The sequence below is a fragment of the Solicola agrisoli genome (assembly GCF_049059935.1).
Lineage (GTDB): Bacteria > Actinomycetota > Actinomycetes > Propionibacteriales > Nocardioidaceae > JAURVT01.
This window is the reverse complement of sequence record NZ_JBMGQR010000135.1, coordinates 1-4,002: the sequence shown is the minus strand read 5'-3', so window position 1 is coordinate 4,002 and position 4,002 is coordinate 1. Positions and strand designations below refer to the sequence as shown.

Below are 4,002 nucleotides of genomic sequence, written 5' to 3'. Positions count from 1 at the left end.
TCTCCAGGCCCTGGGCGAGCAGGAACGCGTTGAACGGCGAGATCGCGGCACCCAGGTTGCGCAGTCCCTGCACGCGCGCCTTGGTGATGTAGGCCGCCGGGCCGAGCGCCTCGGCGAACTTCAGCCCGTGGTAGCTCTCGTCGGGCTCGGTGAACCCGGGGTACTTGTCGCCGTGCGCGCCGTAGTCGAACGTGCCGCCGTCGACGATCACGCCGGCGATCGCGGTGCCGTGGCCGCCGATGTACTTGGTGGCCGAGTGGACGACGGTGTCGGCGCCGTGCGCGAGCGGGTTCAGCAGGAACGGGGTCGCGATGGTGTTGTCGACGATCAGCGGCACGCCGATCTCGTGGGCGACGCCCGCCACCGTCTCGAGGTCGAGCACGTCGCCCTTGGGGTTGCCGACGGTCTCGCCGAAGAACACCTTGGTGTTGGGACGGGCGGCAGCGCGCCACTGCTCGGGGTCGTCGGGGTCGGCGACGAAGGTGACCTCCACGCCGAGCTTGGGGAAGCTGTGCCGGAACAGGCTGTCGGTGCCGCCGTAGAGGCTCGACGACGCGACGACGTGGTCGCCCGCCTCGGCCACGTTGAGGATCGCGAGCGTCGTGGCCGCCTGGCCCGAGCCCACCAGGAGGGCGGCGATGCCGCCCTCGAGCGCGGCGATCCGCTGCTCGACGGCGTCCTGCGTCGGGTTCATGATCCGCGTGTAGATGTTGCCGGGCTCGACCAGGCCGAACAGGTCGGCCGCGTGCTGGGTGTCGCGGAACGCGTACGACGTGGTCTGGTAGATCGGCAGCGCACGCGCCCCGGTGGTGGGGTCGGGTGTCTGGCCGGCGTGGATCTGCTTGGTCTCGAAGGACCACGAGTCGTTCATGGGGCGCTCCCGGGTTGGTCGATGGACTACATCGACAATCGCACGGGGTGCGGGGCGCGGACCGGCGTCTCGTCACGTGGACGGCGGTCTCGCGACGCGGTCTGGGACGCTGTCGCGATGGGCGTGCTGACGATCGTGGGACTGGTGCTCGCAGCCGGCGGCGTGGTGGTGCACCTCGCCGGGGAGGTCGCCGTCGGCACCACGCTGGTGGGGGCCGGGTGCGGCTCGATGGTCGCCGCCGCGCTCGTGCTGCTGGTGTCGTCGCCCGACAAGCGCGGCGCCGCGCTCGAGCAGGGCACCGCGCCCCTGCTCGCGCTCGTCGCGCTCGCCCTGGGCTGACGGGTCCCGGCCCCCGGGTCAGGACGGGTCGCCGCCCGCCTCGCCCAGGTCGGCGTGGCGGGAGCGCTTGTGGGCGTACAGCGCGCGGTCGGTGCGGTCGAGCCAGGCCGCCAGCGGCTCGCGCTCCCACGCCGTGGCGCCGTGCGGCCAGCGGGTGTGTCCCGAGGCCAGCACCATCCGTCCGACGACGGTCGCCGACCCGGGCAGGTCGGTGCGCCGCAGCAGGAACGCGAACTCGTCGCCCCCCAGGCGTCCGGCGAGGTGGTCCGGACCCAGGGCCGAGCGCCATCGCGCGGCGACGTCGGCGAGCAGCCGGTCGCCCTCGGCATGGCCGTGGCTGTCGTTGACGGCCTTGAAGCCGTCGAGGTCGACCAGGACGAGGACGAGGTCCTCGCCGCTGCGACGGGCCGACGTCATCGCGTCGGCCGCCCGGCGCAGGAAGGTCGTGCGCACCAGCAGGCCGGTGAGCTGGTCGTGGTCGTGGTCGGTGTCGAGGCGGGCGTCCCGCACCAGGTGGTGCAGCAGCAGGGTCATCATGGCGACGTGGGCGACCACCACCGCGAACCCGGTCGGGCGGAACGCGAACGCGCTCGTCGCCATGGCGAGCGCCAGCAGGGCGGACGCCGTCGTCAGCAGCGTCAGCATCTCGCGGCGGGTCCAGAACCAGGCGGCGAAGAGCCCGAGCCAGGTCAGCGCGCCGGCGTTGAGCACCTGCCCGCTCTCGGTCCGGGCCAAGTGCACGATCAGGCACACGAGCGCCACCGCCAGGTAGACGCCCGCGGTGACGACCGCGGGTCGGACCCGGTCGCCGCCCAGGATGCCGAACAGCCCGGCCCCGATCCCCAGGACCCCGAGCGCGGGGGCGACGGCGAGCGCGCGGTCGGCGTAGGGGAACAGCACGCTGAGCAGGCACAGCAGGCCGCCCACCAGGTAGCCGGTGCCCAGCACCCGCGCCGCGGTCCACCGCGTCGTCCGGACACCGAGTCCAGTCAGCATTCGTCGTCTTCTTCCTCAGCACCGCGTCGTCCCGTCCATCCTGACGTAACTGGGTGTTCGGTGTGGTCACTTCGGGGTAGATGGGGCGGACCTCTCCGCGTCGGGGCCACGAGGGTCTCTGGATCCGGGTCGCTCCGGCGACCGCGATCCAGAGACCGACCGCGATCCAGGGACTCTCGTCCCGGCGGATACAGACAGGCTTGACTGTTTGTTGGTCACCCGGGCACGATGACGGCGTGACGGCGACGACGCGCGAGCGCACCCCGCAGGGGGAGCGGACGGCCCGCACGCGGGCACGGCTGATGGACGCGACCATCGAGTGCCTGGTCGAGCTGGGCTGGGCGGGCACGTCCACCACCGTGGTCTCGCAGCGGGCCGGGGTCTCGCGCGGTGCGCAGCTGCACCACTTCCCGGCCAAGCAGGACCTCGTCCTCGCGTCGGTCGAGCACCTCGCCGAGCGGCTGCGCGACGACCTCGACGCCGCGGCCGCCGACCTGCCCGACGGCGGGCGCCGCACCCGTGCCGTCCTCGACGTCTTCGCCGCCCACCTGTGCGGTCCGGTGTTCACCGCCGCCCTCGAGCTGTGGGTGGCCGCCCGCACCGACGCCGCCCTGCACGACGCCGTCGCGGCGTTCGAGCAGCGGCTGGGACGCGAGACGCACGCCCACGCCGTCCGGCTGCTCGGCGTCGACGAGTCGGTGGGCGAGAACCGTCAGCTCGTCCAGTCCACGCTCGACCTGCTGCGCGGCCTGGCCCTCGCCCAGACGCTCGCCGACGACTCCCGCCGCCGGTCCGCCCTGCTCGACACCTGGTCCGGTGTCCTCGACGACCGCCTGGAGGTCGCGCCGTGAACGACGTCCTCGACTCCGTCCTCGCCGACCTCGCCACCGAGGGCGACGCGCTGCGCGCCCTCGTCGCCGACCTCCCGGCCGACGGCTGGCGCACCCCCACGCCGTCCCCGGGATGGACCGTCGCCCACCAGGTGGCGCACCTGCACTGGACCGACGACGTCTCGGTGGTGGCGATCAGCGACGCCGAGGGCTTCGCCTCGCTCCTGGAACGCGCCGCCGGCGACCCGGCCGGCGTGGTCGACGCCGCGGCCGAGCGCCTCGTCGCCCTCCCGTCCGACGAGCTGCTCCGGCGCTGGGACGCCACGCGCACCATGCTGGTCGACGCGCTGCGCGGCGTCCCGTCCGGCACGAGGATCGGCTGGTTCGGCCCGCCGATGTCGGCCGCGTCGATGGCCACCGCACGCCTGATGGAGACCTGGGCGCACGGCCAGGACGTCGCCGAGGCGCTGGGGCACGAGACGGTGCCGCACGACCGCGCCCGCCACGTCGCGCACCTGGGCGTGCGGACGCGCGGCTTCGCCTACGCCGTCCACGGGCTCGCCGCACCGACCTCCGAGGTCCGCGTGGAGCTCGCCGCGCCGTCGGGCGACACCTGGGCCTGGGGACCCGAGGACGCCGAGCAGCGCGTCACCGGCTCCGGCTGGGACTTCGCGCTGCTCGCCACCCGTCGACGCCACCGCGACGACGTCGACGTGCACGCGCACGGCGCCGACGCGGACGAGTGGCTGGGTCTCGTCCAGGCCTTCGCCGGCCTCCCCGGACCCGACCCGCAGCGCCGCGGGGCACCGGCATGACGCGAGCAGCCGTCCGCATCGGCAGCTGCTCGGGCTTCTACGGCGACCGCCTGTCGGCGATGCGCGAGATGCTCGAGGGCGGCGAGCTGGACTTCCTCACCGGCGACTGGCTCGCCGAGCTCACCATGCTCATCCTCGGCCGCGACGCGAT

At 74.0% G+C, this 4,002-nt stretch carries 6 protein-coding genes; 4 read left to right on the top strand and 2 right to left on the bottom strand.

All coding sequences use genetic code 11. The features are described 5' to 3' along the window. Nucleotides 1-871, bottom strand: an 871-nt coding sequence (locus ACI6PP_RS22955; RefSeq protein WP_421114067.1) for an O-acetylhomoserine aminocarboxypropyltransferase/cysteine synthase family protein, incomplete at its 3' end; no start/stop codon positions are given. A gap of 117 nt (nucleotides 872-988) precedes the next feature. Here ACI6PP_RS22955 and ACI6PP_RS22950 point away from each other — a divergent pair. Then, nucleotides 989-1,210, top strand: coding sequence for a DUF1304 family protein (locus tag ACI6PP_RS22950; protein WP_421114066.1), 222 nt, complete (start codon nucleotides 989-991; stop codon nucleotides 1,208-1,210). Between the two features lie 18 nt (nucleotides 1,211-1,228). On the opposite strand, the gene ACI6PP_RS22945 is transcribed toward ACI6PP_RS22950, so the two are convergent. Further along, on the bottom strand, nucleotides 1,229-2,206 hold the full coding sequence (locus ACI6PP_RS22945; protein WP_421114064.1) for a GGDEF domain-containing protein: 978 nt from the start codon (nucleotides 2,204-2,206) through the stop codon (nucleotides 1,229-1,231). Nucleotides 2,207-2,442: 236 nt separating this feature from the next. On the opposite strand from ACI6PP_RS22945, the gene ACI6PP_RS22940 reads away from it, so the two are divergent. The 3 genes from ACI6PP_RS22940 to ACI6PP_RS22930 form a co-directional block, all read left to right on the top strand. Continuing rightward, complete coding sequence (locus tag ACI6PP_RS22940; RefSeq protein WP_421114063.1) at nucleotides 2,443-3,057, top strand: TetR/AcrR family transcriptional regulator; 615 nt, start codon at nucleotides 2,443-2,445, stop codon at nucleotides 3,055-3,057. Further along, the gene (locus ACI6PP_RS22935; protein WP_421114062.1) at nucleotides 3,054-3,851 is read left to right on the top strand and encodes a TIGR03084 family metal-binding protein; all 798 of its coding nucleotides are present in this window, start codon (nucleotides 3,054-3,056) and stop codon (nucleotides 3,849-3,851) included. Before ACI6PP_RS22940 ends, ACI6PP_RS22935 begins: the two co-directional genes overlap by 4 nt. Next, nucleotides 3,848-4,002 (top strand): acyclic terpene utilization AtuA family protein (locus tag ACI6PP_RS22930; RefSeq protein WP_421114069.1); only part of this gene is annotated, 155 nt, incomplete at its 3' end. The genes ACI6PP_RS22935 and ACI6PP_RS22930, both read left to right, overlap by 4 nt.